The organism is Clostridium cuniculi (assembly GCF_004353185.1).
Lineage (GTDB): Bacteria > Bacillota > Clostridia > Clostridiales > Clostridiaceae > Clostridium > Clostridium cuniculi.
The window spans coordinates 30119-52128 of the sequence record NZ_SMUS01000028.1 but is presented as its reverse complement, the minus strand read 5'-3'; the positions used below and the strand labels follow the sequence as shown (position 1 = coordinate 52128).

Genomic DNA, 22010 nt, shown 5'->3' with positions numbered 1-22010 from the left:
GTATAACAGAATTATATAGATACGAATTAAATAGTTAATAGCTAATAAATAATAAAATTAACAAATAGAATTAAAGTTTGTTAAGTGGTTTAGATATTTTGTAAAAAATAATGATATAGAGAAATGAAGGATATAATTTATAAAATGATAAAACTTAATTTAATAATATTATTAAATTAGGTTTTATCATATAATTCTAATATTCTAAATCTATTAATCTACCTTTAGATTTTAGGTGACCTATTAATTTATCAGGTTCATTCATAATAAGTTCTTTAGGCATATCTATTTTTTCAAATAATTCTATACCTTTAGTAAAATTACCTATTTTACTATTTATGTGCGCATCAGATGTTAAAATTACTTTTGTTCCGTATTTTTTACAAAGAAGAGCTATTTTTTCACAGTTAACATCACTTCCAACTCTTGATGATCCAGAAAGAGAACTATTATTTATTTCAACCATTATATTTTTTTCTTTCGCTTTTTTTATAATTGCATCATAGTCAAGATTATAGTTAGGATTTCCAAGGTGACCTAATATTTCTACCTTTTCATATTTATCCATAACATTTAAAATTGCCATAGTATTTTCTTCCTTTGTTTTAGGGTGGAAAACAGGCTCGTGGAATGAAGCAATCATGTAATCTAAATATCTCATGGCATCTTCAGGTAGATCTATATTTCCATCTACATCTAATATATTTCCTTCACAGCCTCTAAGTATAATAACATCATTAATAATTCTTGGAAGAACTTTTAAATTTCCGAAATACCAATAATGAGGTGCACCAGGCATTGAAGGTGCATGTTCAGAGGTGCCTAATATTTTAATGCCATTCTTTGCACAGTAATCAATATTTTCCATTAGTGTTGTATATGCATGTCCGCTTACTATTGTATGTGTATGTAAATCAGATAAGTAATTCATAAAAATCTCCTTTGATATTTATTATTAAAGCAACAAAGCTATAAGTAAATTTTGCTTAGTACTTTATTACTAGTATATTTATTTTTTTATTAAACTTCAACAAAATAAATGTTTAAATTATGATTTATATGAAATGCTAATACTAAAGGAGAAAATATTTGTTTTATCGATTTAATGTGATAAAGCGAAATGTTTATATAATAAAATATATATTATAAATATAAATAAAAGATAAAAAAACAAGAGTATTTTTATGAAAAAATTTAATAAAATAATAAATATAATATAAAAATGCAAAAAAGCTCTATTAGAAAAGAGAAAGTAAATCTGCTATTATATACAGTGTTATAAGATTCGACAAATATATTTTGAAAAGTAATATGAAAATTATACTAAGGAGGAAACTTTTATGAGTAAAAATAAAGGGAAGTTAACTTTAATAGCATTAATACTTATGATTTTTACATCTGTATTTGGTTTTGCTAATATTCCAAGAGCATTTTTTCTTATGGGATACTCAGCAATTCCATGGTATATTTTTGGAGCTATATGTTTCTTTATACCATATGCATTTATGATGGCTGAATTTGGAGCAGCATTTAAAGAAGAAAAAGGGGGGATATATGTTTGGATGCAAAAATCTGTAGGAAGAAAATTTGCATTCATAGGTACATTTATGTGGTTTGCTTCATATATAGTTTGGATGGTTAGTGTATCATCATCTATATGGGTTCCACTTTCAAATTTAATATTTGGTACTGATAAAACATCAACCTGGTCTTTATTTGGATTAACTTCATCACAAACATTAGGAATTTTGGGAGCAATATTTGTTATAGTAATTACATTCTTATCATCAAAAGGCTTAAATAGTATTGCAAAGGTTGCTTCTATTGGTGGGATATTTGTAACTAGTGCCAATGTATTATTAATAGTTGGTTCATTAATAGTATTTTTTGCTAATGGATTTCATGCAGCACAACCATTAAAATTAGCAGAGTTTACACATTCACCAAATCCAGCATATGGAACAGTTTTAGCTGTTTTAGGATTCTTAGTTTTTGCAATTTTTGCATATGGTGGATTAGAGGCAGTTGGAGGTCTTGTAGATCAAACTGAAAATGCTAATAAAACTTTTCCAAGGGGAATAAAAATATCAGCAATAGTTATTGGTGTAGGTTATTCTTTAGCTATATTAATGGTTGGTTTATTTACAAACTGGCAAGAAGTTCTTTCAAGTCCAGATGTAAGAATGGCTAATGTAGCATATGTCGTTATTAAAAATTTAGGAGTTAAGCTGGGAGAAGTATTTGGATTATCTCCTCATGGAGTTGAAATAATGGGTACTTGGTTTGCTAGATATATTGGATTAGCAATGTTCTTAGCATTATTAGGTGCATTCTTTACATTAATTTACTCACCATTAAAACAATTAATAGAAGGTACTCCAAAAGAAATTTGGCCAGAAAACTGGACTAAAGTAAATGAAAATGATATGCCTGTAACAGCTATGTGGGTTCAATGCATAACTGTTGTTACTATAATTATAATTGCTGTAATAACAGGTGGTAAGTCTTCAAGCTTTTTAGATTATTTGATCCTTATGGGGAATGTTGCAATGACAATTCCTACAATGTTCTTAGCAGTTGCATTTATTTACTTTAAGAAAAACGATAGTATAGATAAGCCATTTATTTTCTTTAAAAGTAAAACTGTTGCAACAGTCTGGGCAATAATAGTAACTTGTACAGTTGGATTTGCAAATATATTTACAATATTACAACCAGCTATTGAAAGTAAAGACTACGTTTCTACAGGATTCCAATTAGCTGGACCAATAGTATTTGGATTAGTAGCCTTCTTCTTAATTTCTAAATATGAGAAAAAATATGGAAATAACGAAGATTAAATAGAAAACATTAAATAAATAAAAATAAAAATAGTAACCTTAAATTTAAGGTTACTATTTTTATTTATATAATGAATTATAAACCAGTAACTTCAACATCTTCTAATAAATGCTTGTACTTTAAAAATTCTGCATATAAATTATCAATACGTCTTTCAAGAGTTTCTCTTTCTGAAATTTGGGCTACTTTTCTTAATTCAGATGTAAGTTTTTGAATTTCTTCATCAATTGACCACATTTCCTTCATAATTTCATAAGCATTATTTTTCATAAAATCACATCCCTCTTATAAATAAAAATATAAATTAATATTAATTTATATATTAATATTATATCATAGTACAAATATAAATACAAAATTATGACAAATAAGAAACAATATTATCAAATTGATAATTTTGGAAAAGATATAAATAAAAAATAAAAGTTAAAAAGGTTTACAGAAACAATATTAGTAAATATTTAATAAATTGGTTTCAAAAAAATGGAAATATGTTAAAATGTTATTAGAAATTAAAAGAATAATGCATATTTAGTAAAAAACCACTATATGATAATCAGAGTAAAAGATATAATCAAAAGCGGGGGGAAATAAAATATGAGAAATATACTATTTGTAGCATCTGAAAGTGTACCCTTTATAAAGACTGGTGGACTTGCAGATGTTGTAGGATCACTTCCTAAATCATTTCCAAAAGAGGAGTTTGATGTAAGAGTAGTAATACCTAATTATACATGTATTCCTTGGCAATATAGAAGGCATTTTAAGTATATAACACATTTTCATATGAACTTTGGAGAAATTAGTAGTAATGAGTATGTTGGAATAATGACAACTCAATATGAAGGAATAACATTTTACTTTATAGATAATGAACATTATTTTGCAGGAAATTCACCTTATGGTGATACTAAATTTGACATAGAAAAATTCTGCTTTTTTAGTAAAGCAGTGTTATCAATTTTACCTACTATAAATTTTAAGCCAGATATAATACATTGCCATGATTGGCAAACTGGAGTATTACCAGTTTATCTTCATACTATTTTTAGAGACAATCACTTCTATGACAACATACGTACTATTATGACAATTCATAATTTGAAATTCCAAGGAATTTGGGATATTGAAACACTTAAGAAGATTACAGGATTCCCTGATTATGTATTTAGAGCGACAGATATGGAATATAAGAAAGATGCCAATATGTTAAAAGGTGGATTAGTATATTCTAATTATATTACTACAGTAAGTAATAGCTATAAAGATGAAATACAAAGTGAATATTACGGAGAAGGCTTAGATGGAGTTGTAAGAGAAAAGAGTGGAGGATTATTTGGAATATTAAATGGTATAGATTATAACGAATATAATCCTGAAACTGATAATGAAATATTTAGTAGATATAATGCATATAGTTTCATTGAAAATAAAGCAAGAAATAAGTTGGAGCTACAAAAAGAGTTAGGATTAGAGCAAAATGAAGGTAAATTCATGATAGGAGTAATATCAAGATTAACAGATCAAAAAGGTATAGATTTAATAGGACATGTTTTAGAACAAATTGTTGATGATTATACGCAATTAGTTGTAATAGGAACTGGTGATGAAGGATATGAAAATATGTTTAGATATTATGAGTGGAAATTAAAAGGAAAGATGTCAGGGAATATATACTTTTCTAATAACAGAGCTCATAAAATATATGCAGCAGCAGATGCAATGCTTGTGCCATCGAGATTTGAACCTTGTGGCTTAACTCAATTAATAGCTTTAAGATATGGAACCGTTCCTATAGTAAGAGAAACTGGAGGATTAAGAGATACTGTAGAACCATATAATATATATTCAGATAGTGGAACAGGATTTTCTTTTGCAAATTATAATGCTCATGAGATGCTTAATACTATAAATTATGCAAAACATATATATTTTGATGAAAGAGCTAAATGGAATGGAATAGCATTTAGAGGAATGAATAAAGATTTTTCATGGAGAAATTCAGCGCAAGAATATTCTAAATTATACAGAAGGTTAATGGGATAATGAATTAAAATTAGCGTTATGTGTAAGGCATTCTAATATATAAAAAATTATTATAAATATTAGAATTATCTAATCTTTTATTAGAGTTCCATTAAGTACACTTAAAAATTATTTAATTTAAAAAGAATGCCTTAAAATAAATAAGTCACAATATATTATAAAAGTATATTGTGACTTTAGTTTATTATATTCTAATTTATTAGGTAAATTATTTTTTTATAGAATTACTAGAATGTCCTACTAAGAAGCCAATACAACTACTTATTAAATCTCTAAATTGAATTACTGTAGGATTTGCACTAGAAGGTATTAAATCGAAGGAATTTCCTATGATTAGAGAAAGTAAAGATATAATACACACTGTTAATGCAACTATAATTTGAAGTGTTTTATTGCAAATATATTCTTTCAGGTCTATACTAAGTTTTTTTGAGTTATTATCATCGGAAATGAAATTATTAGTATTATCTTCAGATTTGTTACCATCTACTTTATTTTTATTAAGAGGAACTGCAATATTAGAATTGTTATTTTTTATAACTTCATTCTTTAAGAAATTTTCACTTAGAAAATAACCAAAAATTGAAGCAATAGAAGTACGAATTATAATATTTATAGATAGTGCAGTAGCTTCACTAGGTTCAGGAGTAAATAAATTATGGATGCTTTGTATTAATAAAATTAACATTATTATAATAAGTGCTTTATCACTAATGGAAATTTCTCTCCAGCATTTGATTAAAGCATTTAAAAAGTTATTTTTAAGTTTTTTCATAATAATCATTCCTATATAGTTATAATATATTTTATTAAGTTAACATGAAAGATGTTACATAAAAATAAAATTATGATACAAAATTCAGAGATAATGATATAATAAGTAATAGTATAGGGAGGCTCAGGAGGTAAGTATGAAGTTTGATAGTATAATATTTGATTTAGATGGCACATTATGGGATTCTACAGTAGAAGTTGCAAAAACATGGAGTACTATAATTGCTAAATATAATTTAAGTAGAAAAGAAGTAACAGTAGAGGATTTAAAACCTTGCATGGGAAAGTTATTAGATGAGATAGCTAGAATTTTGCTTCCAGATTTAGATGAAGAAATGCAGATGAAAATAATAAATGAGTGTTGTAAGTATGAAAATGAATATCTAAGAGATTACGGTGCAACTTTATATGATAAATTAGAAGAGACATTAGAAAAGTTAGCTAAGGACTATAAATTATTTATAGTAAGTAACTGTCAAGATGGATATATAGAAAGCTTTTTTAATTCTCATGGATTAGAGAAATATTTTATTGATTACGAATGTCCAGGTAGAACAGGTTTACCTAAAGCGGAGAATATTAAATTAGTAGTTGAAAGAAATAATTTAAAAAATCCAGTCTATGTAGGGGATACACAAGGTGATGCAAATGCAGCAAAAGCTGCTAATGTTCCATTTATATATGCCAAATATGGATTTGGAGACGTAGAAGAGTTTGAAGATAAAATTGAATCTTTTGAAGAATTATTAAATATTATAAAATAACTAAGGAGAAAATTATGATTACTAAAAAGCAACTTAAAGATGATATTATAACTTATGATATTATTAAGTATAAAGATGAAGATGGGAAAGTAGTTGAATATGTTGAAGTTACTTTAGTAGATAGAATTATTGATGTTTACATGGATACTAGAGAAGTTAATATAGGAATTTTAGCAAATAAAATTATTGAGGATAATTTATACGAAGAGTAATGTTTATAAAATAACTATTAGATATATAATATATTTAATAGTTATTTTTTATTTTAAGGAGTATAAGGTTATGAATAAATGTTTATTTTGTAAAAAGAATTTAGAAAAGGATTGTTATGAAAATAAAGTGGGAAAGTTTTGTAGTGAAGATCACTATGATAAATATTTAAAGGGTTTAAGCAAAGAAGAGTATATAGAATTACAACACTCAATGTGTGTTTGTAGTGATGATTAAAATTTTATATGTTAATGTTTATAAAAGTAGAAAAAATTAGTATAATTAAAAGGAAGGGATTTACTAATTTGATACTGTAAGTAATTTATTTTTATTAAATTAGAACTTGAAAAATAAATTAAGTGTAAGGGATTAAGATGAAAGTTTTTTGTTATGAAGATAATAAAGTAAATCAAAAGAAATATTTATACGAGTCATTAGGAATTAATATTAACGAAAAAAATATAATTTCATTTGTAGGTGGAGGGGGAAAGACAACATCAATATATACTTTAGCAAATGAATTGAGTAGTTTAGGAAAAAAAGTATTAGTTACAACTACTACACATATGCATATGCCTAAGGACTATATTAATTTTAAGGGTGACATAAATGAAATAAAAGAAAGGTTTAAAAATACCAATTTAATTACTGTTGGCATAAAAGATAGAAATGAGAAAATTTCATCTGTAGGTGAAGATGTTGCAATAACTTTAATAGAATTATGCGATTTTTTACTTATAGAAGCAGATGGAGCTAAAATGTTACCTTTAAAAGCGCCAGCTAATCATGAGCCAGTTATTTTAAGTAATACAACTATGATTGTTGGTGTTGCTGGTATAGATTCATTAGGTAAAAGTATAAAAGAAATATGTCATAGGCCAGAGTATGTATGCAATATACTTATAAAAAAATATGAAGATAAAATAAATGAAAAAGATATTGCAAATTTATTAAGTAGTGAAAGTGGACAGAAAAAATTTATAGATAGATGTGATAATGCGGAGTATAGGGCTATTATTAATAAAGTTGATAATGAAGAATTACTATGTTCAGCAGAGAAAATATGTAGATATTTGAAAGAAAAAGATGTACAAGCTATTATTACAAGTTATAAAAGTTAATTTTAAGTTTTGAGGTGATTTATGATGATACTTATAAAAGGTGCAGGTGATTTAGCTACAGGAATAGCTTATAGATTGAAGAAAAGTGGATTTGATATTGTTATGACAGAAATTGATAAGCCTACTACAGTTAGAAGAACAGTAGCATTTTCACAGGCAGTATTTGATAATGAAATTGTAATAGAAGGTATTAAGGGAGTTAAAGTTAATAATATTAATGAAATATATAAAGAAATAAATCAAGGTAATATTCCAATAATAATTGATGAAAAGGCAGAGATTATAAAAGAATTAAGACCAGATGTAGTAGTAGATGCTATAATTGCTAAGAAAAATTTAGGTACAAGCATTGATGATGCACCAATAGTTATTGGAGTTGGACCAGGATTTGAAGCTAAGGTAGATTGTCATTTAGTAGTTGAAACTAAAAGAGGTCATTATTTAGGAAAAGTAATAGAAGAAGGAAGTGCAATACCTAATACTGGAGTTCCAGGAAATATAGGCGGATATACAAAGGAAAGAATCATTAGGGCATCAAGTAACGGTAAAATAAAGCCTGTAGTATCAATAGGTGATTTTGTTAAAAAAGGAGATATAGTTGCTTATGTTGATGGTGTAGAAGTTTTGGCACAAATAGATGGAATAGTAAGAGGGATGTTACAAGAAGGGATAGAAGTGTTTAAAGGGATGAAAAGTGGAGATATTGATCCAAGGTGTGAAAAGGATCACTGTTTTACTATATCAGACAAAGCTAGATCTATTGGTGGCGGAGTTTTAGAAGCTATAATGTATATGAAGAATAACAATTAAAATTTAAAATAGATAGGTATATAAGAGGAGAGTAGAAATGAAAAAGTTTATAGATGCAAAAGGTAAGAATTGTCCTATGCCTGTTATAATGGCTAAAAAAGAAATAGATGCAGGAGTAAAGTTTTTTGAAATTGAGGTAGATAATAAAATTGCAGTTGAAAACTTAAAGAAATTAGCAAATAGTCAAGGGTTTATAACTACAATTAAAGAAAACAATGGAAACTTTAAAGTTGATTTTTCAAATGGTTGTGAAGAATGTGAAGAGGTTTTAGCTAAAGTTGAAGGTAAAAAACCATTAGGTAATTGGGCTATATTTGTTAATAAAGAAATAATAGGTGCTGGTAATGATGAACTAGGACAATCTTTGATGAAAATGTTTTTCTACACTATTTCAGAAGGAGAAGATTTACCTAAGTCAATCTTATTTATGAATGGTGGGGTAAAAGTTCCTACATTAAATGCTCAAGCCATTGAACATTTAAAAGTTTTACAAGATAAAGGGGTAGAATTATTAGTCTGTGGAGCTTGTCTTAATTTTTATGAATTAGAAAATAAATTAGAAGTAGGTAAAATTAGCAATATGTATGATATAACTAATGCTATGAAAGAAGCTTCAAAAGTAATAACTATATAATTAACTAAGAAAAGGTCATCATAATAGTTATAGCTATCTAGAATAAGTGAGGTAGTGTAATTATACGGATGACCTTATTTAATATAAATTATTTTATTATAATAGAGTAATCTTTTTTATCAGTTACTTCTCCAATAATTCTTGTCCAAGGATTATATAACTCCATGCGAGAAACATATTCTAATGCATCTTTTTCTGGCATTGATAGTAAGAGGCCTCCAGAAGTTTGAGGGTCTAAAAGAATATCTTTCATTTCTTGAGTAATATTATTAGAGCATGTAAATAAATCTTTAAGATATTCTAAGTTATTATACATTCCTTCAGGAATTATTCCCATTCTAGCAAAGTCTAATGCATAACTAAGAATAGGAAGAGATTCAGTAAATATTTCAATAGTTTTATTACTGCCACTTGCCATTTCATAGCCATGTCCAATTAAGCTAAATCCCGTTATATCAGTACAAGAATTAACATTTAAATTCTTTAATGAATCTTTTGCATACTTATTTAATGTAGTCATAACATTAGTTAATTCTTTTATTTTATCTGCTGATAGTAATTCTGCTTTTGTAGCTGTATTTAAAATTCCTACACCAATAGGCTTAGTTAAAACAAGAACATCACCAGTTTGGGCATTGCTATTTGTAAGGACTTCTTTTGGATGAGCAAATCCAGTAACACAAAGTCCATATTTTGGAGTAGGATCAGCAATAGTATGTCCTCCAGCAACAACAGCTCCAGCTTCAGCTATTTTACTGTAACCACCAGATAATATATCATGCATTAAGGATGGATCTAAACATGATGGAAAACATAGCAAGTTCATAGCAACTGCAGGGTTTCCACCCATTGCATAAATATCACTAAGTGCATTTGTAGCAGCAATTTGTCCAAATGTATATGGGTCATCAACCATAGGTGGGAAAAAATCTACTGTTTGAATTGAAACCTTATCATCAGAAATTTTATATACACAAGCATCATCTTTTTTATCAAAACCTACTAATAGATTTGAATTTTCAAATTTAGGTAGATTATTTAAAACAGAATCTAAGACAGCTGGACCGATTTTAGCGGCGCAACCAGAGCTTTTAGTTAAAGATGTTAGTTTTATAGTTTTATTCATATTAGTCTCCTTTCGTATAAAAATACTTATATACTAATAATTATAATAAGAAATTAATAAAAACAATAGTGCAAATGATACAATAATTATGAAGTAATAACAAATTGAACCACAATTATACTTATTTTAGTTAAGATAGTTAGAATTTAACTAATTATATTATTTGATTCCTAAAATTGTTAAGTGGAAAATATGAAAGAAATATAACAAGAAACTTTAAATTAAAGGAAACATAAGTTGGATTTAAGGCTTATAATTGCCAGTATTCTTTAGGCGAATTAAAGACAAACTATATATATAGCTTTTATTAAAGTTATATATTGAAAAAAAGAGGTGAAAATAGTTTGGCTAAAAATAGAAATGAAAAAAAGCCTAAGCAGAATAAAAAGGCTAAAACAAAAATAGTTAATAATGATGAATATCAATAAATAATTGTATAAAAAATAGGATGTATTTTATATTAAATACATTCTATTTTTTTGCAATAATTTAAATTATAAGTTTTTTAACTAAGTTTATTAATGATATGATAAAATTATAAAAAGTATATATTAAAAATATTATATAGGAGAGAAGAAAAAATGGATTGGTATTGTGCAGTATGGAATAGTGATAGTGTAAGTAGTGCTGTTGGGGCACAAGTTTTATATGAGATGATTTGCCAGGGGGATACTTCACTTGTTGGTGATATAGATTTAATTGATGAATTTTATGAAGAGTTAAATTCTAAAAAATTTAATGTTGAAGTTAATAGGGGTAAGGGATTTGTAATAATTGGATGCAGCTTTGAAGATGCTGAGTATTTAAATGATGTAATTCCTCAACTTGCTAAAGCTTATGGATTATCATATTTTGAGCCTCAAAATATGACTTATATTTTTTAAGGTACATAATAAGTTTATTTTAAATTGGCTCTATTTTAAATCAGTGTTGATAATAGAACCTACAAAAGTGGACAAATTGTTTGTCCACTTTACTTTTAGATCAAAATAATTTAAGATGGTTTATTTATATTAAATAAACCAACTACAACAGTTTTTGCACCATCAAGATAAAAGTTTTTAGCTATACGGTACTTGCCGTCTGGCAAATCTGAAAAATACTTAGATAATTCAATCTCTTCATTAGATACACCATTTCCTTTTAATAACAATCCAATGTCATTAAATTCATGATTTTTATTGAATGGTACCTTATACCATTGATTATCCAATTCCACTTCTAATTCAAAATAAAGATCATAAAAGTATTCATATTCTGTTTTGTTTTTTAAAATTAAAGTAACATTTTCTTTTGAAGATTTAATAGTATTTTCTTGGACTATTATATTTATATTATCACAATCAACAGCAATATTTGATTTCTCTAAATCTGAAACATCTAAAGTTTTGTTTGAACAACTATAAAGAAGAAGTAATATTATTACAATGATAAAGATATAAATTTTTTTCATAGCTATCTCCATTTAAATAGATTTGTTTTAAGAAGAAATAATATAATTAGTACATAGTGTATATTCTTATTATACATAATCTATGGAATATAATCACAGTATTTATATAAAGAAGAAAAATTTAAACAAAAAGAGATTCACTATGGTTATCATTTGACAAAATAAGGATAAATAACTAAAATGTGTTTAATGATTAGTTGTAATTAAAATAAATTAAAAAGTAGGTGAAAAATAGTGAATTTAAAGACTTTAAAAAAATCATTTAATGCAACAATACCCGTAATGGCAGGGTATATAGTGCTTGGATCAGCCTTTGGTATATTGATGTCTAGCAAGGGATATCATTTGATTTGGACAGTTCTTATGAGTTGTATTATATATGCAGGTTCAATGCAATTTCTTACTATTAATCTTCTTACCTCAGGAGCATCTTTAATTTCTACGGCATTAATTACCCTAATGGTAAATGCAAGACATTTGTTTTATGGTATTTCTATGTTGGACAAATATAAAAACACAGGTAAACTAAAACCTTATCTTATATTTTCATTAACAGATGAAACCTATGCTTTAGTATGTGCTTAAAATACTAAAGAAAATAATAAGTACTATTATTTTTTTGTATCCTTACTTAATCAAATTTATTGGATATTAGGCGGTATAATTGGAGGGATTATAGGTGCCTCACTTAAGATAGATACAACAGGAATAGACTTTGCTATGACAGCACTTTTTGTAGTAATCTTTACTGAGCAAATTCTATCAAAAAAGGATTATATTTCAGCAGCTATAGGTATTTGTTCAGCAATCATATGTTTATTCATATTTGGAAGTGAATACTTTCTAATACCTACAATGATATTAATAACAATTTCTTTATTAATAGTAGGAATTATTAATAAGGAGGATACTCTTAATGAACAAAATTATTTATAATTTTTTATTAATACTAGTAGTTTCATTAATTACTGCTTTAATAAGATTTTTACCATTTATATTATTTCCAGAAGGAAAAGAACCACCTAAAATTATTACCTATTTAAGTAATGTTTTACCATGTGCAGTTATGGGAATGCTAGTGATTTACTGTTTAAAAAATGTATCTCTAGTAACATTCCCTTTTGCATTACCTGAATTAATATCAATATTTTTAGTTGTAATACTTTATATTTACAAAAGAAATACATTATTAAGTATATTATCGGGAACTATATGCTACATGATAATTGTACAAGTTTTTCTTTAATAATATTTTATAAAAAACAATTTAAAATTATTTTTTAAATAAAATATATGAAAAGAATATAAAATATAAGTAATTATATTAGAAATTACTATGAAGGGAACTTGTTATGGAAGAGGTAAAGAAAAGTACTATAAGAGGAAAAGAAGATAAGGATGAAAGATTTTTTTCAAGGAAAGAAATAGAAAGATTAAAGTATGCTCAAGAAGAAGTAGTATGGCTACTTAATAGGAATTATCCTATTAGTAATATTATTGATTTTGTTGGAGGTAGACATCAGTTTTCTTCAAGGCAACGTATGGCTCTTAGAAGAGCAAGTTGTTCAAATAAAGATTTGGGAATAAGAAAAAGGAAGGAAATAAGTGTTTATGAATTAGAAGGTAAAACTATAAATATAGATACATTTAATTTTATTATTTCTCTTGAGGTTGCTTTGTCTAAGGGATTATTAATAAATTGTATGGATGGTTCAATAAGAGATTTAGCTGGGCTTAGGGGAACATATAGATTAATTGATAAAACTTACATAGCTTTAGATATTTTAGGTGAGATTTTTAAAAAGCTTAAAATTAAGGGTGTTAATTTTTATATTGATGCACCTGTTTCTAATTCTGGTAAGCTTAAAACTGCAATTTATGAAACTTCAGAGAAGTGGGATGTTGATGTTAATGTAGAAATTATACCTAATCCAGATGTTATTTTAGAGAAAAGTAATTATGTTGTTAGTAGTGATTCAATTATTTTGGATAAGTGTGATGGATGGATTAATTTAGTTGGGTATATTATAGGAAATAAGATTAGCGATTATTGGATTGTTGATTTGAAAGAAAAATAATTATATTTTATGAAAATATAAAAACCCCAATAAAAATTTTATATCTATTGGGGTGGTTTTAATATTATCTATTTAAGTATTCTTCCATTATTGCTTTAACTTTTGGAATGGGGATACTACTACCGCCTCTATCTTTTACATCTTCTACTATCATTGCAATAGCAAGTTTAGAGCTAGTTGTATCAACAGCTACAAACCAACCATTTTCAGTTCCAGTAGTATCATCTTGAGATGCTTTTATTTCAGCAGTTCCAGTTTTAGCTGCAATATTAAATCCATCAATTTGAGCTAAATGAGCACTACCATCAGCATCATTAACCATTGCAGAAAAATCTTCTATTAATGTAGGTAAATATTCAGATTTAATTGCTGATTCCTTCCAAATAGTTGCAGAACTATCAGAAGTTAAAACTAATCTTGGATTCATAATGTTACCGTCATTAGCTAAAGCACTATAAGCTAGAGCCATATTTAAAGGGGTTACCATTAATTCACCTTGTCCATATCCTGTATCTGCTAATAATATTTCACTATCTAAATTTCCATTATTAGAAATACTAGAGTTAGTCATAGGATATTCAAATGTTAGCTCTTCACCTATACCAAATCCCTTAATTCCATTAATTAAATTTTCACTACCAATTTTTAATGCTAACTGAGCAAAGTAGATATTATCTGAATATTTAGCGGCTTCTCTTAAAGTTATAGGAGTAGTTATATTGTTAACTCTAGTTATAAAATAATTACCCCAGCTTGAATCTTTTTGCCAACTTTTATTGTCTATAGTAATAGGTTCATCAGCATTTAGTATTCCTGTATTTAATCCAATTGAAGCAGTTATAAGCTTCATTGTTGACCCAGGAGCATATGTTTTGCTAAATCTATTAATTTCATCTGTATAATTATTTTCTTCTCTTTCAGTTGATTTAGTTTTTGTAACATATGTTGTAAACATATTTGAATCATAAGAAGGTGCACTAACTAATGCTAAAACTTCTCCTGTTTTAGGGTCAACAGCTGTAACAGCTCCTTTTTCTCCATTTAATTGAGCATAAGAGTTAGTTTGTAAAGTTGAATCTATGGTAAGTTTAATATCAGTACCGTTTACAACTTCCTTTTTTAGAATTGAAATTTCCTCATTATTTCTACTAAGATAAATTTCAGCACCATCTTCACCACGTAAAGTATCTTCATAAACTTGCTCAATGCCAGCTTTTCCAATTAAACTTGTTTGTGTATATCCCTTATCACTTTTAGATTCTAACTCTTCAGCAGTAATAGGACCAACATATCCGATTAATCTTCCAAAGGCTTCCCCTCCATTATAAACTCTAGAGGTTTTTTGGTTAATAATTATACCTTCATCATTTCTATTAACTAAAGTTGCAAGTTTTTCATCACTTGAAAGTATATCTACTATTGGAACAAAATACTCTGGATTTGAATTTGCATTTAATTTATTTATAATGGTATCTTCACTTATATCTAAAGTATTTGCAAGTTCTGTTATTTTAGCATCGCGATTTTCTGAATCAAATTTAGAGGGATGTATACCCACAACAGATATTGCTCCATCTTCAGCTAAAATATTATCATTTCTATCAAGTATCTTTCCTCTAGTGTGACTAAAGGTTCTAACATAAACTTTATCTCCTTCAATCATATTAGGAAATAATAAACTTTCATCCCAATTAATAAAGTATTCTTTATCCACTTTATAAATATTTACTTTGTAATCACTTATGTTTAATTCTCCAGCAATAGTATTACCTTTTAGTGAGAATGGAACAGTATAAAAACCTTCATTTTTTATAATATCACCAGAAATTTCGATTTCAAGATCCTTTAAATTTATTGCTGAATATATATTTGTATATCTATTTACAAAAGTTTCTTCATCAATATATTTTTTAGAGTTTTCAGTTAACATAGAATACATTCCAGAAAAATCGTTATCAATCCATTTTTCTTTAAAAGTATTAAAGGTTTCTTCATATTTATTAATTTTGGAACAAGAAACTGAAATAACTATTATAATTAATAGTGAAAATAACAGTATATTTCTAAAAATTTTCATATAAACCTCCTTAAATATTGTCTCATTGATTATTATACTATTTGGTGGAAAAAAATCCAATAATATAGAAATAAAAAGAATAATATAGAAGCATGAGCTTATATAGAAAAATTCAATAACATAATATAAGAATATATAAGATAATAATTCAATATATTTATATAAAATATTTATAATAATATGGAGGTTATTATGGAGGGTTATATTAGAATTGGAATTACTATTATAGGAATTATTCTTATAGTATTATTTATAATTTGGCTCTTAGGATTCAGAATTATAGATAATGATAAAGTAGGAATAGTTGAAAAATGGTGGAGTAGGAAAGGGTCATTAAATGAACAAATTATTGCTTTAAATGGTGAAGCTGGTTATCAACCAGAACTATTGAGAGGAGGAATTCACTTTAGAACACCTTTAATTTATAAAATACACGTAGTTCCATTAGTTACTATACCACAAGGAAAGATAGCTTATGTTTTTGCAAGGGATGGAAAACCCCTTGATCCAACACAAACTTTAGGTAAGGTTGTTCCAGAAAGTAATAATTTCCAAGATGTTAGAGAATTTTTAATTAATGGAGGACAAAAAGGTCCGCAAAGAGGAATTATAAGAGAAGGAACTTATGCATTTAATTTAGCTCAATTTGTAATTATAACGGATACTGTAACTTACTGTTTAAAAACTGGAACAAAAGCGGAACAAGAAACACTAAAAGCTATGGCAAATCTTATTCATGCAAGGAAAGGTTTTGAACCAGTTATAATTCAAGGTAACGAAGATTTGGTTGGAATAGTTACTGTTCATGATGGACCTTCTTTAGGAGGAGAAAATATCATTTGTCCTACAGTTGGTGATGAAGCTTCTGATCCTAATTATCATAATAATTTTCAAGATATTGATGCATTCTTAAGAGCTGGTGGATATAGGGGAAGACAGTATCAAGTATTAGCTGATGGTACTTACTTTATTAATAGGCTATTTGCAACTGTTGAATATATTCCTAAAGTAATTATTCCAGTTGGATTTGTAGGTGTTGTTGTATCTTATACAGGTTCAAAGGGAGAAGATTTTTCAGGTGTTGATTATAAGCATGGTGAACTTGTTAAAAAAGGGTATAGAGGTGTTTGGAATGAAGCATTGATGCCAGGTAAATATGCCTTTAATACTTATGCAGGAAATATAATTAAGGTTCCTACAACAAATGTAATATTAAAATGGATAACTAATCAAATTGGTAATCATAAATACGATGAAAACCTTAAGGAGGTTAGTTTAATTACTAAGGATGCATTTGAACCTAACTTACCTTTATCTGTAGTTTTTCATATAGATTATAAAAAAGCACCACTTGTTATTCAAAGATTTGGAGATATAAAAATGCTAGTTGATCAAACTTTAGACCCTATGATTTCAGCATACTTTAAAAATATTGGACAAACTAAAACTCTGATAGAATTACTTCAAGAAAGAAATGAAATTCAAGCCCAAAGTTCGCGTGAGATGCAAGAAAAGTTTAGTCATTATAACTTAGAACTTGAAGAGGTATTAATAGGAACGCCAGCAAGTCCAAAAGCTGGAAATGAAATAGAAACAATTTTAACTCAATTAAGAAGTAGACAAATAGCAAGAGAGCAACTGCAAACTTACGAAACACAACAAAAAGCTGCAGAAAAAGAGAAGGAGTTAAGGGAAGCTGAAGCAATAGCTAAGCAACAAACTTCATTGACAGAATCTGATATTAATATAAGAATTCAAGAAAATCAAGGTAAGGCAGAGCTTATGAAAGCAAGGCAGGATGCTGAAAAGATTCAAAAACTTTCTGAAGCTGACGCCTATAAAGTTAAGAAAGAATCAGAGGCTGAAGCCTTTAAAATTAAAGTTACGGCACAATCTGAAGCTGAGAAAGAAGCAAGGGTTGGTATATCTAAGGCAATAGCTGCAAAGGAACAAGTTAATGCTTATGGAGGTCCACAATATAAGGTAGTTAGTGATGTAATGGCATCTTTTGCAAATGCAGTTAAGGAAGGTAAGATAGATATAGTTCCTAAGACATTTGTAAATGCTGGTAATGGAGAAGCGAATAATGGAGTTAATGCCTTTGAATCAATGCTAATGCTTTTATTAAGTGAAAAGTTAACAGAAGATAAGTTTGAAAATAAAGCAGAAGTAAGTGAAGAGATTAAAAAAATCAGAGATGAGATTTTAAGTGAGATATCTAAGGATAAAGAATATAAAGAAGAAAATGAAGTAATTTAAAATATAAAAAATAAGCTACAATAATAGTGTATTATAATTAAAATGTTAGACACTATTTATTGTAGCTTTAATATTATTTAAAGCTTTGTTAGGTGTTTAAGGGAAATTATGATATAATAAGTAGAAAATCTTAAAGAAAAAAGGAGAAAATATGAGTAAGATTTTAGTGTTGGCAGAAAAGCCATCAGTAGGTAGAGATTTAGCAAGAGTTTTAAAATGTAATAATAATAAAGGTTCATATATAGAAGGAAGTAAATATATAGTAACTTGGGCAATGGGACATTTAGTAGGACTTATGGATCCAGAAGGTTATGATAATAAATATAAAGAGTGGAAGATGGAAACACTTCCAATGTTACCTAAGCATATGAAACTAGTTGTGCTAAAGAAAACAGGAAAGCAATTTAATGAAGTTAAAAAGCTTATGAATAGAGAAGATGTTAGTGAAATAGTTATTGCAACAGATGCTGGAAGAGAAGGTGAGCTTGTTGCTAGGTGGACTATAGAAAAGGCTGGCGTAAAGAAACCACTTAAGAGATTATGGATTTCATCACAAACAGATAAAGCTATTTTGGATGGATTCAGAAACTTAAAGGATGGAAAGGAATATGAAAATCTTTATAGAGCCGCAGTTTGTAGAGCAGAAGCAGACTGGCTTGTTGGTCTTAATGTAACTAGAGCATTAACTTGTAAATATAATGCTCAATTATCAGCAGGTAGAGTTCAGTCTCCAACACTTGCAATGATAGTTCAAAGAGAAGAGGAAATAAAAAACTTTAAACCAAAGATATACTATACAATAAATGCAAAAACAAAAGGATATAATTTATCTTGGATAAATAAAGATAATAATAGTAGAGTTTTTGATGAAGAATTTGCAAATAAAATTGTTTCTAAAATAAAAGGATCAGAAGGTGAAATAGTTAATATTAATTCTACAAATAAAAAGAAATTTTCACCAGCTCTTTATGATTTAACAGAATTACAAAGAGATGCAAATAAGATTTTTGGATATTCAGCAAAACAAACATTAAATATAATGCAAAGGCTTTATGAAAATCATAAAATATTAACTTATCCTAGAACAGACTCAAGATATATATCTACTGATATTGTAGCAACTATTCCAGATAGACTTAAAGCAATTGCAATAGGAGAATATAGAAGCACTGCAGAGGGATTATTAAAAACGAAAATAAATGGTCATAAGGGCTTTGTAGATAATTCTAAGGTAAGTGACCATCATGCAATAATACCAACAGAAGAAAAACCTAATCTTTCAAATCTAAGTTCGGAAGAAAGAAAAATTTATGATTTAGTAGTAAAAAGATTTTTAAGTATAATGCTTCCACCATTTGAGTATGTTCAAACAACTATAGAGGCAAAAGTAAATGAAGAAAGATTTATAGCAAAAGGTAAAGTAGTAGTATCTAAGGGGTGGAAAAAGCTTTACGATAAAATAGAAGAAGATTCATCTGAAGAGGATATTAAAGAACAAATATTACCTAATGTTAATAAAGGAGATAAGTTTATTATTGAAAATGTTTCTTTAAATAGAGGAGAAACTAAACCACCGTTAAGATTTAATGAAGGTACTCTGTTATCTGCAATGGAAAATCCTCATAAATATATTAATGTGGGAAAAGATGCAGCTAAGACTTTAGGTGAAACAGGAGGATTAGGTACAGTTGCCACTAGAGCTGATATAATAGAAAAGTTGTTTAATTCTTTTGTTATAGAAAAGAAGGGAAAAGAAATCTTACCTACATCAAAAGGAAAACAACTTATAGACTTAGTACCTAAGGAGTTAAAGTCTCCGTTATTAACTGCTAAATGGGAAAGTCAATTAGATGAAATAGCAAAAGGAAAGAGAGATTGGAATAGCTTTATTAAAGAAATGAAAAATTACTCTGTTGCTCTTGTAGAAGATGTAAAATGTGCAAATAGTAAATTTGTTCATGACAATAAGACTGGCAAGAAGTGTCCTAATTGTGGTAAATATCTTTTAGAAGTTAAAGGTAAGAACGGAACAATGAATGTTTGCCAAGATAGAGAATGTGGATATAGAGAAAATATTGCTAGAGTTACAAATGCAAGATGTCCTGAGTGTAAGAAGAAATTAGAACTTAGAGGACAGGGTGAAGGTAAGATTTATGTTTGTACTGGAGCTAACTGTAATTTTAGAGAAAAAGCATCTTCTTTTGAAAAAAGATTCGATAAAAAAGGAAAAATCGATAAGAGAGAGACTCAAAGAATAATGAAAAAAATGCAAAAGGAAGCTGAAGAAGTAAATGATAATCCATTTGCAGAACTTTTAAAGAATTTTAAATAGTATGTATAATAAGGGCGAAGTGATAAAATTGAGAGTTAAAGGGTATATTCACTTCGTCTTTGATTTGGGTGAAACTATGATTTTTTTATGAATTTATAAATAAAGGAATAATAACTGAATAATATGTGAAAAATAAATGTAAAAAATGGAGAAAATATTAATCTTACTTGATATTGGAAAGTATACATAATATAATTAATGTGAGATAAAAGTACAGAAGGGGGAAAACCATGAAAAGAGGACGAACAAAAGTTAGAAGCGCTATATTATTTATTCTAACCTTGGTTGTTATAGTTGCATTTGCCTATGCTGGTGGTAGAGGTGTTGAAGTAGCGGGATGGGAATTTAAGTCATTCAATAAAGCTATTACTAAGGGACTTGACTTACAAGGTGGAGTTTCTGTGTTGATGGAGATACAAGATGAGAATGTAACAAAAGAGGATTTAGAAAAAACAAGACAACTTATTGATTTAAGAGTTAATAAGTTAGGTGTTGCTGAAACTTCAGTAACAGCAGAGGGAGACAGAAGAGTTAGAGTTGAGATTCCAGGAGAATATGACTCTAAGGACTTAGTTGATAGTTTATCTAAAACAGGTAATTTAACATTTAAAGATGCTGAGGGAAATGAAGTTTTAAATGGTTCAGATGTTGATGAAGCAAGCGTAGTTATTAATAGTACTACTAATTCACCAGTAGTATCATTAAAACTAACAGATGAAGGTACTAAAAAATTTGCAGAAGCAACTGAAGCAAATCTTTATAAAACAATTTCAATCTATATGGATGATGAGGAAATATCAAGTCCAACAGTAAATGCTGTTATAACTGATGGTAATGCTATTATAGAAGGTAGCGGTAGTTTAGATGAAGCTAAGAATTTAGCAGGCTTAATTAATGCAGGGGCACTACCTGTAACAGTTAAAGCTATACAAATAGAGAATGTTGGGGCTCAATTAGGAGCTGAAGCACTTCCAAATGCAGTAAAAGCTGGACTTATAGGAATAGCAATTATATTTGTATTTATGATTCTTTATTATAGAATACCAGGAGTTATTGCAAGTATAGCTTTAACATTATATGTATGCTTAGTTTTATTAGTGTTTGTTGAATCTGATGTTGCATTAACACTTCCAGGTATTGCTGCATTTCTTTTAACTGTTGGTATGGCAGTTGATGCAAATATACTTATATTTGAAAGAGTTAGAGAAGAGCTGAAAAATGGAATGTCTGTAAAATCAGCGGTAGATAAGGGATTTAGTAATGCTTTATCTTCAATTGTTGATTCAAACATAACTACTGTTATAGCTGCACTTGTACTTTACTTTATGGGTACAGGAAGCGTTAAAGGATTTGCTGTAACATTAATGATAGGTATAGTAGTAAGTATGTTTACAGCTGTAGTTGTTACTAAAACATTAATGAGATGGGCTGTTGATATGGGTATGTTAAAATCTAATTGGCAGTTTAGAGTAAAGAGGGGGTAGA

At 27.8% G+C, this 22010-nt stretch carries 22 protein-coding genes; 16 read left to right on the top strand and 6 right to left on the bottom strand.

Annotation, left to right across the window (positions count from 1 at the left end; translation table 11 throughout):
• Positions 1 to 196: 196 nt before the first annotated feature.
• Positions 197 to 931 (bottom strand): phosphatase, encoded by a 735-nt coding sequence (locus tag EJJ37_RS13720; protein ID WP_133016149.1) that lies wholly within the window; start codon positions 929 to 931, stop codon positions 197 to 199.
• 409 nt (positions 932 to 1340) lie between these two features.
• Between EJJ37_RS13720 and yjeM the strand changes: the two genes are divergently transcribed.
• Positions 1341 to 2840: a glutamate/gamma-aminobutyrate family transporter YjeM gene (gene yjeM / locus EJJ37_RS13715; RefSeq protein ID WP_133016148.1), complete on the top strand. Its 1500-nt coding sequence runs from the start codon at positions 1341 to 1343 to the stop codon at positions 2838 to 2840.
• Positions 2841 to 2916: 76 nt separating this feature from the next.
• Here yjeM and EJJ37_RS13710 read toward each other — a convergent pair whose 3' ends face one another.
• Positions 2917 to 3111 (bottom strand): hypothetical protein, encoded by a 195-nt coding sequence (locus EJJ37_RS13710; protein WP_133016147.1) that lies wholly within the window; start codon positions 3109 to 3111, stop codon positions 2917 to 2919.
• Between the two features lie 327 nt (positions 3112 to 3438).
• Between EJJ37_RS13710 and EJJ37_RS13705 the strand changes: the two genes are divergently transcribed.
• Complete coding sequence (locus EJJ37_RS13705) at positions 3439 to 4887, top strand: glycogen synthase (RefSeq protein ID WP_133016146.1); 1449 nt, start codon at positions 3439 to 3441, stop codon at positions 4885 to 4887.
• Between the two features lie 208 nt (positions 4888 to 5095).
• On the opposite strand, the gene EJJ37_RS13700 is transcribed toward EJJ37_RS13705, so the two are convergent.
• The gene (locus tag EJJ37_RS13700) at positions 5096 to 5662 is read right to left on the bottom strand and encodes a hypothetical protein (RefSeq protein ID WP_133016145.1); all 567 of its coding nucleotides are present in this window, start codon (positions 5660 to 5662) and stop codon (positions 5096 to 5098) included.
• A 136-nt stretch (positions 5663 to 5798) separates the two neighbouring features.
• On the opposite strand from EJJ37_RS13700, the gene EJJ37_RS13695 reads away from it, so the two are divergent.
• The 6 genes from EJJ37_RS13695 to yedF all read left to right on the top strand — a co-directional run bounded on the left by EJJ37_RS13695 (position 5799) and on the right by yedF (position 9200).
• Complete coding sequence (locus tag EJJ37_RS13695; protein ID WP_133016144.1) at positions 5799 to 6425, top strand: HAD family hydrolase; 627 nt, start codon at positions 5799 to 5801, stop codon at positions 6423 to 6425.
• 14 nt (positions 6426 to 6439) lie between these two features.
• Entirely contained in the window at positions 6440 to 6637 is a 198-nt protein-coding gene (locus tag EJJ37_RS13690) for a hypothetical protein (protein ID WP_133016143.1), read from the top strand.
• A gap of 70 nt (positions 6638 to 6707) precedes the next feature.
• A complete protein-coding gene (locus EJJ37_RS20300; protein ID WP_166484770.1) occupies positions 6708 to 6872 on the top strand; it encodes a hypothetical protein in 165 nt (54 codons plus the stop codon).
• A gap of 137 nt (positions 6873 to 7009) precedes the next feature.
• Entirely contained in the window at positions 7010 to 7756 is a 747-nt protein-coding gene (yqeC, locus tag EJJ37_RS13685; RefSeq protein ID WP_133016142.1) for a selenium cofactor biosynthesis protein YqeC, read from the top strand.
• Between the two features lie 24 nt (positions 7757 to 7780).
• On the top strand, positions 7781 to 8566 hold the full coding sequence (gene yqeB / locus EJJ37_RS13680; protein WP_166484771.1) for a selenium-dependent molybdenum cofactor biosynthesis protein YqeB: 786 nt from the start codon (positions 7781 to 7783) through the stop codon (positions 8564 to 8566).
• 37 nt (positions 8567 to 8603) lie between these two features.
• Positions 8604 to 9200 (top strand): sulfurtransferase-like selenium metabolism protein YedF, encoded by a 597-nt coding sequence (yedF, locus tag EJJ37_RS13675; protein ID WP_133016140.1) that lies wholly within the window; start codon positions 8604 to 8606, stop codon positions 9198 to 9200.
• Between the two features lie 88 nt (positions 9201 to 9288).
• On the opposite strand, the gene selD is transcribed toward yedF, so the two are convergent.
• The gene (gene selD, locus EJJ37_RS13670) at positions 9289 to 10326 is read right to left on the bottom strand and encodes a selenide, water dikinase SelD (RefSeq protein WP_133016139.1); all 1038 of its coding nucleotides are present in this window, start codon (positions 10324 to 10326) and stop codon (positions 9289 to 9291) included.
• A gap of 581 nt (positions 10327 to 10907) precedes the next feature.
• On the opposite strand from selD, the gene EJJ37_RS13665 reads away from it, so the two are divergent.
• Entirely contained in the window at positions 10908 to 11210 is a 303-nt protein-coding gene (locus EJJ37_RS13665) for a hypothetical protein (RefSeq protein WP_133016138.1), read from the top strand.
• Positions 11211 to 11320: 110 nt separating this feature from the next.
• On the opposite strand, the gene EJJ37_RS13660 is transcribed toward EJJ37_RS13665, so the two are convergent.
• A complete protein-coding gene (locus EJJ37_RS13660) occupies positions 11321 to 11779 on the bottom strand; it encodes an immunoglobulin-like domain-containing protein (RefSeq protein WP_133016137.1) in 459 nt (152 codons plus the stop codon).
• Between the two features lie 234 nt (positions 11780 to 12013).
• Between EJJ37_RS13660 and EJJ37_RS20915 the strand changes: the two genes are divergently transcribed.
• The 4 genes from EJJ37_RS20915 to EJJ37_RS13645 all read left to right on the top strand — a co-directional run bounded on the left by EJJ37_RS20915 (position 12014) and on the right by EJJ37_RS13645 (position 13857).
• Positions 12014 to 12364 carry an AzlC family ABC transporter permease gene (locus EJJ37_RS20915; protein WP_243124896.1) on the top strand — a complete coding sequence of 117 codons (351 nt, stop codon included), beginning with the start codon at positions 12014 to 12016 and terminating at the stop codon, positions 12362 to 12364.
• 135 nt (positions 12365 to 12499) lie between these two features.
• Positions 12500 to 12715: a hypothetical protein gene (locus tag EJJ37_RS20910; RefSeq protein ID WP_243124895.1), complete on the top strand. Its 216-nt coding sequence runs from the start codon at positions 12500 to 12502 to the stop codon at positions 12713 to 12715.
• A complete protein-coding gene (locus EJJ37_RS13650) occupies positions 12696 to 13025 on the top strand; it encodes a branched-chain amino acid transporter permease (protein WP_133016136.1) in 330 nt (109 codons plus the stop codon). Before EJJ37_RS20910 ends, EJJ37_RS13650 begins: the two co-directional genes overlap by 20 nt.
• 106 nt (positions 13026 to 13131) lie before the next feature.
• Positions 13132 to 13857, top strand: a complete 726-nt coding sequence (locus tag EJJ37_RS13645) for a DUF434 domain-containing protein (RefSeq protein WP_133016135.1) — start codon at positions 13132 to 13134, stop codon at positions 13855 to 13857.
• A 64-nt stretch (positions 13858 to 13921) separates the two neighbouring features.
• On the opposite strand, the gene EJJ37_RS13640 is transcribed toward EJJ37_RS13645, so the two are convergent.
• On the bottom strand, positions 13922 to 15934 hold the full coding sequence (locus EJJ37_RS13640; protein ID WP_133016134.1) for a penicillin-binding transpeptidase domain-containing protein: 2013 nt from the start codon (positions 15932 to 15934) through the stop codon (positions 13922 to 13924).
• 192 nt (positions 15935 to 16126) lie between these two features.
• On the opposite strand from EJJ37_RS13640, the gene EJJ37_RS13635 reads away from it, so the two are divergent.
• The 3 genes from EJJ37_RS13635 to secD all read left to right on the top strand — a co-directional run bounded on the left by EJJ37_RS13635 (position 16127) and on the right by secD (position 22009).
• Positions 16127 to 18193, top strand: coding sequence for an SPFH domain-containing protein (locus tag EJJ37_RS13635; RefSeq protein ID WP_133016133.1), 2067 nt, complete (start codon positions 16127 to 16129; stop codon positions 18191 to 18193).
• Between the two features lie 151 nt (positions 18194 to 18344).
• A complete protein-coding gene (locus tag EJJ37_RS13630) occupies positions 18345 to 20525 on the top strand; it encodes a DNA topoisomerase III (protein WP_133016132.1) in 2181 nt (726 codons plus the stop codon).
• Between the two features lie 230 nt (positions 20526 to 20755).
• Complete coding sequence (gene secD, locus EJJ37_RS20905) at positions 20756 to 22009, top strand: protein translocase subunit SecD (protein ID WP_133016131.1); 1254 nt, start codon at positions 20756 to 20758, stop codon at positions 22007 to 22009.
• Position 22010 lies beyond the last annotated feature (1 nt).

Bases quoted from the DNA above. Each gene is read 5' to 3' on its own strand.
- EJJ37_RS13720 (WP_133016149.1), bottom strand. From the start codon at position 931: ATGAATTACTTATCTGATTTACATACACATACAATAGTAAGCGGACAT.
- yjeM (WP_133016148.1), top strand. From the start codon at position 1,341: ATGAGTAAAAATAAAGGGAAGTTAACTTTAATAGCATTAATACTTATG.
- EJJ37_RS13710 (WP_133016147.1), bottom strand. From the start codon at position 3,111: ATGAAAAATAATGCTTATGAAATTATGAAGGAAATGTGGTCAATTGAT.
- EJJ37_RS13705 (WP_133016146.1), top strand. From the start codon at position 3,439: ATGAGAAATATACTATTTGTAGCATCTGAAAGTGTACCCTTTATAAAG.
- EJJ37_RS13700 (WP_133016145.1), bottom strand. From the start codon at position 5,662: ATGAAAAAACTTAAAAATAACTTTTTAAATGCTTTAATCAAATGCTGG.
- EJJ37_RS13695 (WP_133016144.1), top strand. From the start codon at position 5,799: ATGAAGTTTGATAGTATAATATTTGATTTAGATGGCACATTATGGGAT.
- EJJ37_RS13690 (WP_133016143.1), top strand. From the start codon at position 6,440: ATGATTACTAAAAAGCAACTTAAAGATGATATTATAACTTATGATATT.
- EJJ37_RS20300 (WP_166484770.1), top strand. From the start codon at position 6,708: ATGAATAAATGTTTATTTTGTAAAAAGAATTTAGAAAAGGATTGTTAT.
- yqeC (WP_133016142.1), top strand. From the start codon at position 7,010: ATGAAAGTTTTTTGTTATGAAGATAATAAAGTAAATCAAAAGAAATAT.
- yqeB (WP_166484771.1), top strand. From the start codon at position 7,781: ATGATACTTATAAAAGGTGCAGGTGATTTAGCTACAGGAATAGCTTAT.
- yedF (WP_133016140.1), top strand. From the start codon at position 8,604: ATGAAAAAGTTTATAGATGCAAAAGGTAAGAATTGTCCTATGCCTGTT.
- selD (WP_133016139.1), bottom strand. From the start codon at position 10,326: ATGAATAAAACTATAAAACTAACATCTTTAACTAAAAGCTCTGGTTGC.
- EJJ37_RS13665 (WP_133016138.1), top strand. From the start codon at position 10,908: ATGGATTGGTATTGTGCAGTATGGAATAGTGATAGTGTAAGTAGTGCT.
- EJJ37_RS13660 (WP_133016137.1), bottom strand. From the start codon at position 11,779: ATGAAAAAAATTTATATCTTTATCATTGTAATAATATTACTTCTTCTT.
- EJJ37_RS20910 (WP_243124895.1), top strand. From the start codon at position 12,500: ATGACAGCACTTTTTGTAGTAATCTTTACTGAGCAAATTCTATCAAAA.
- EJJ37_RS13650 (WP_133016136.1), top strand. From the start codon at position 12,696: ATGAACAAAATTATTTATAATTTTTTATTAATACTAGTAGTTTCATTA.
- EJJ37_RS13645 (WP_133016135.1), top strand. From the start codon at position 13,132: ATGGAAGAGGTAAAGAAAAGTACTATAAGAGGAAAAGAAGATAAGGAT.
- EJJ37_RS13640 (WP_133016134.1), bottom strand. From the start codon at position 15,934: ATGAAAATTTTTAGAAATATACTGTTATTTTCACTATTAATTATAATA.
- EJJ37_RS13635 (WP_133016133.1), top strand. From the start codon at position 16,127: ATGGAGGGTTATATTAGAATTGGAATTACTATTATAGGAATTATTCTT.
- EJJ37_RS13630 (WP_133016132.1), top strand. From the start codon at position 18,345: ATGAGTAAGATTTTAGTGTTGGCAGAAAAGCCATCAGTAGGTAGAGAT.
- secD (WP_133016131.1), top strand. From the start codon at position 20,756: ATGAAAAGAGGACGAACAAAAGTTAGAAGCGCTATATTATTTATTCTA.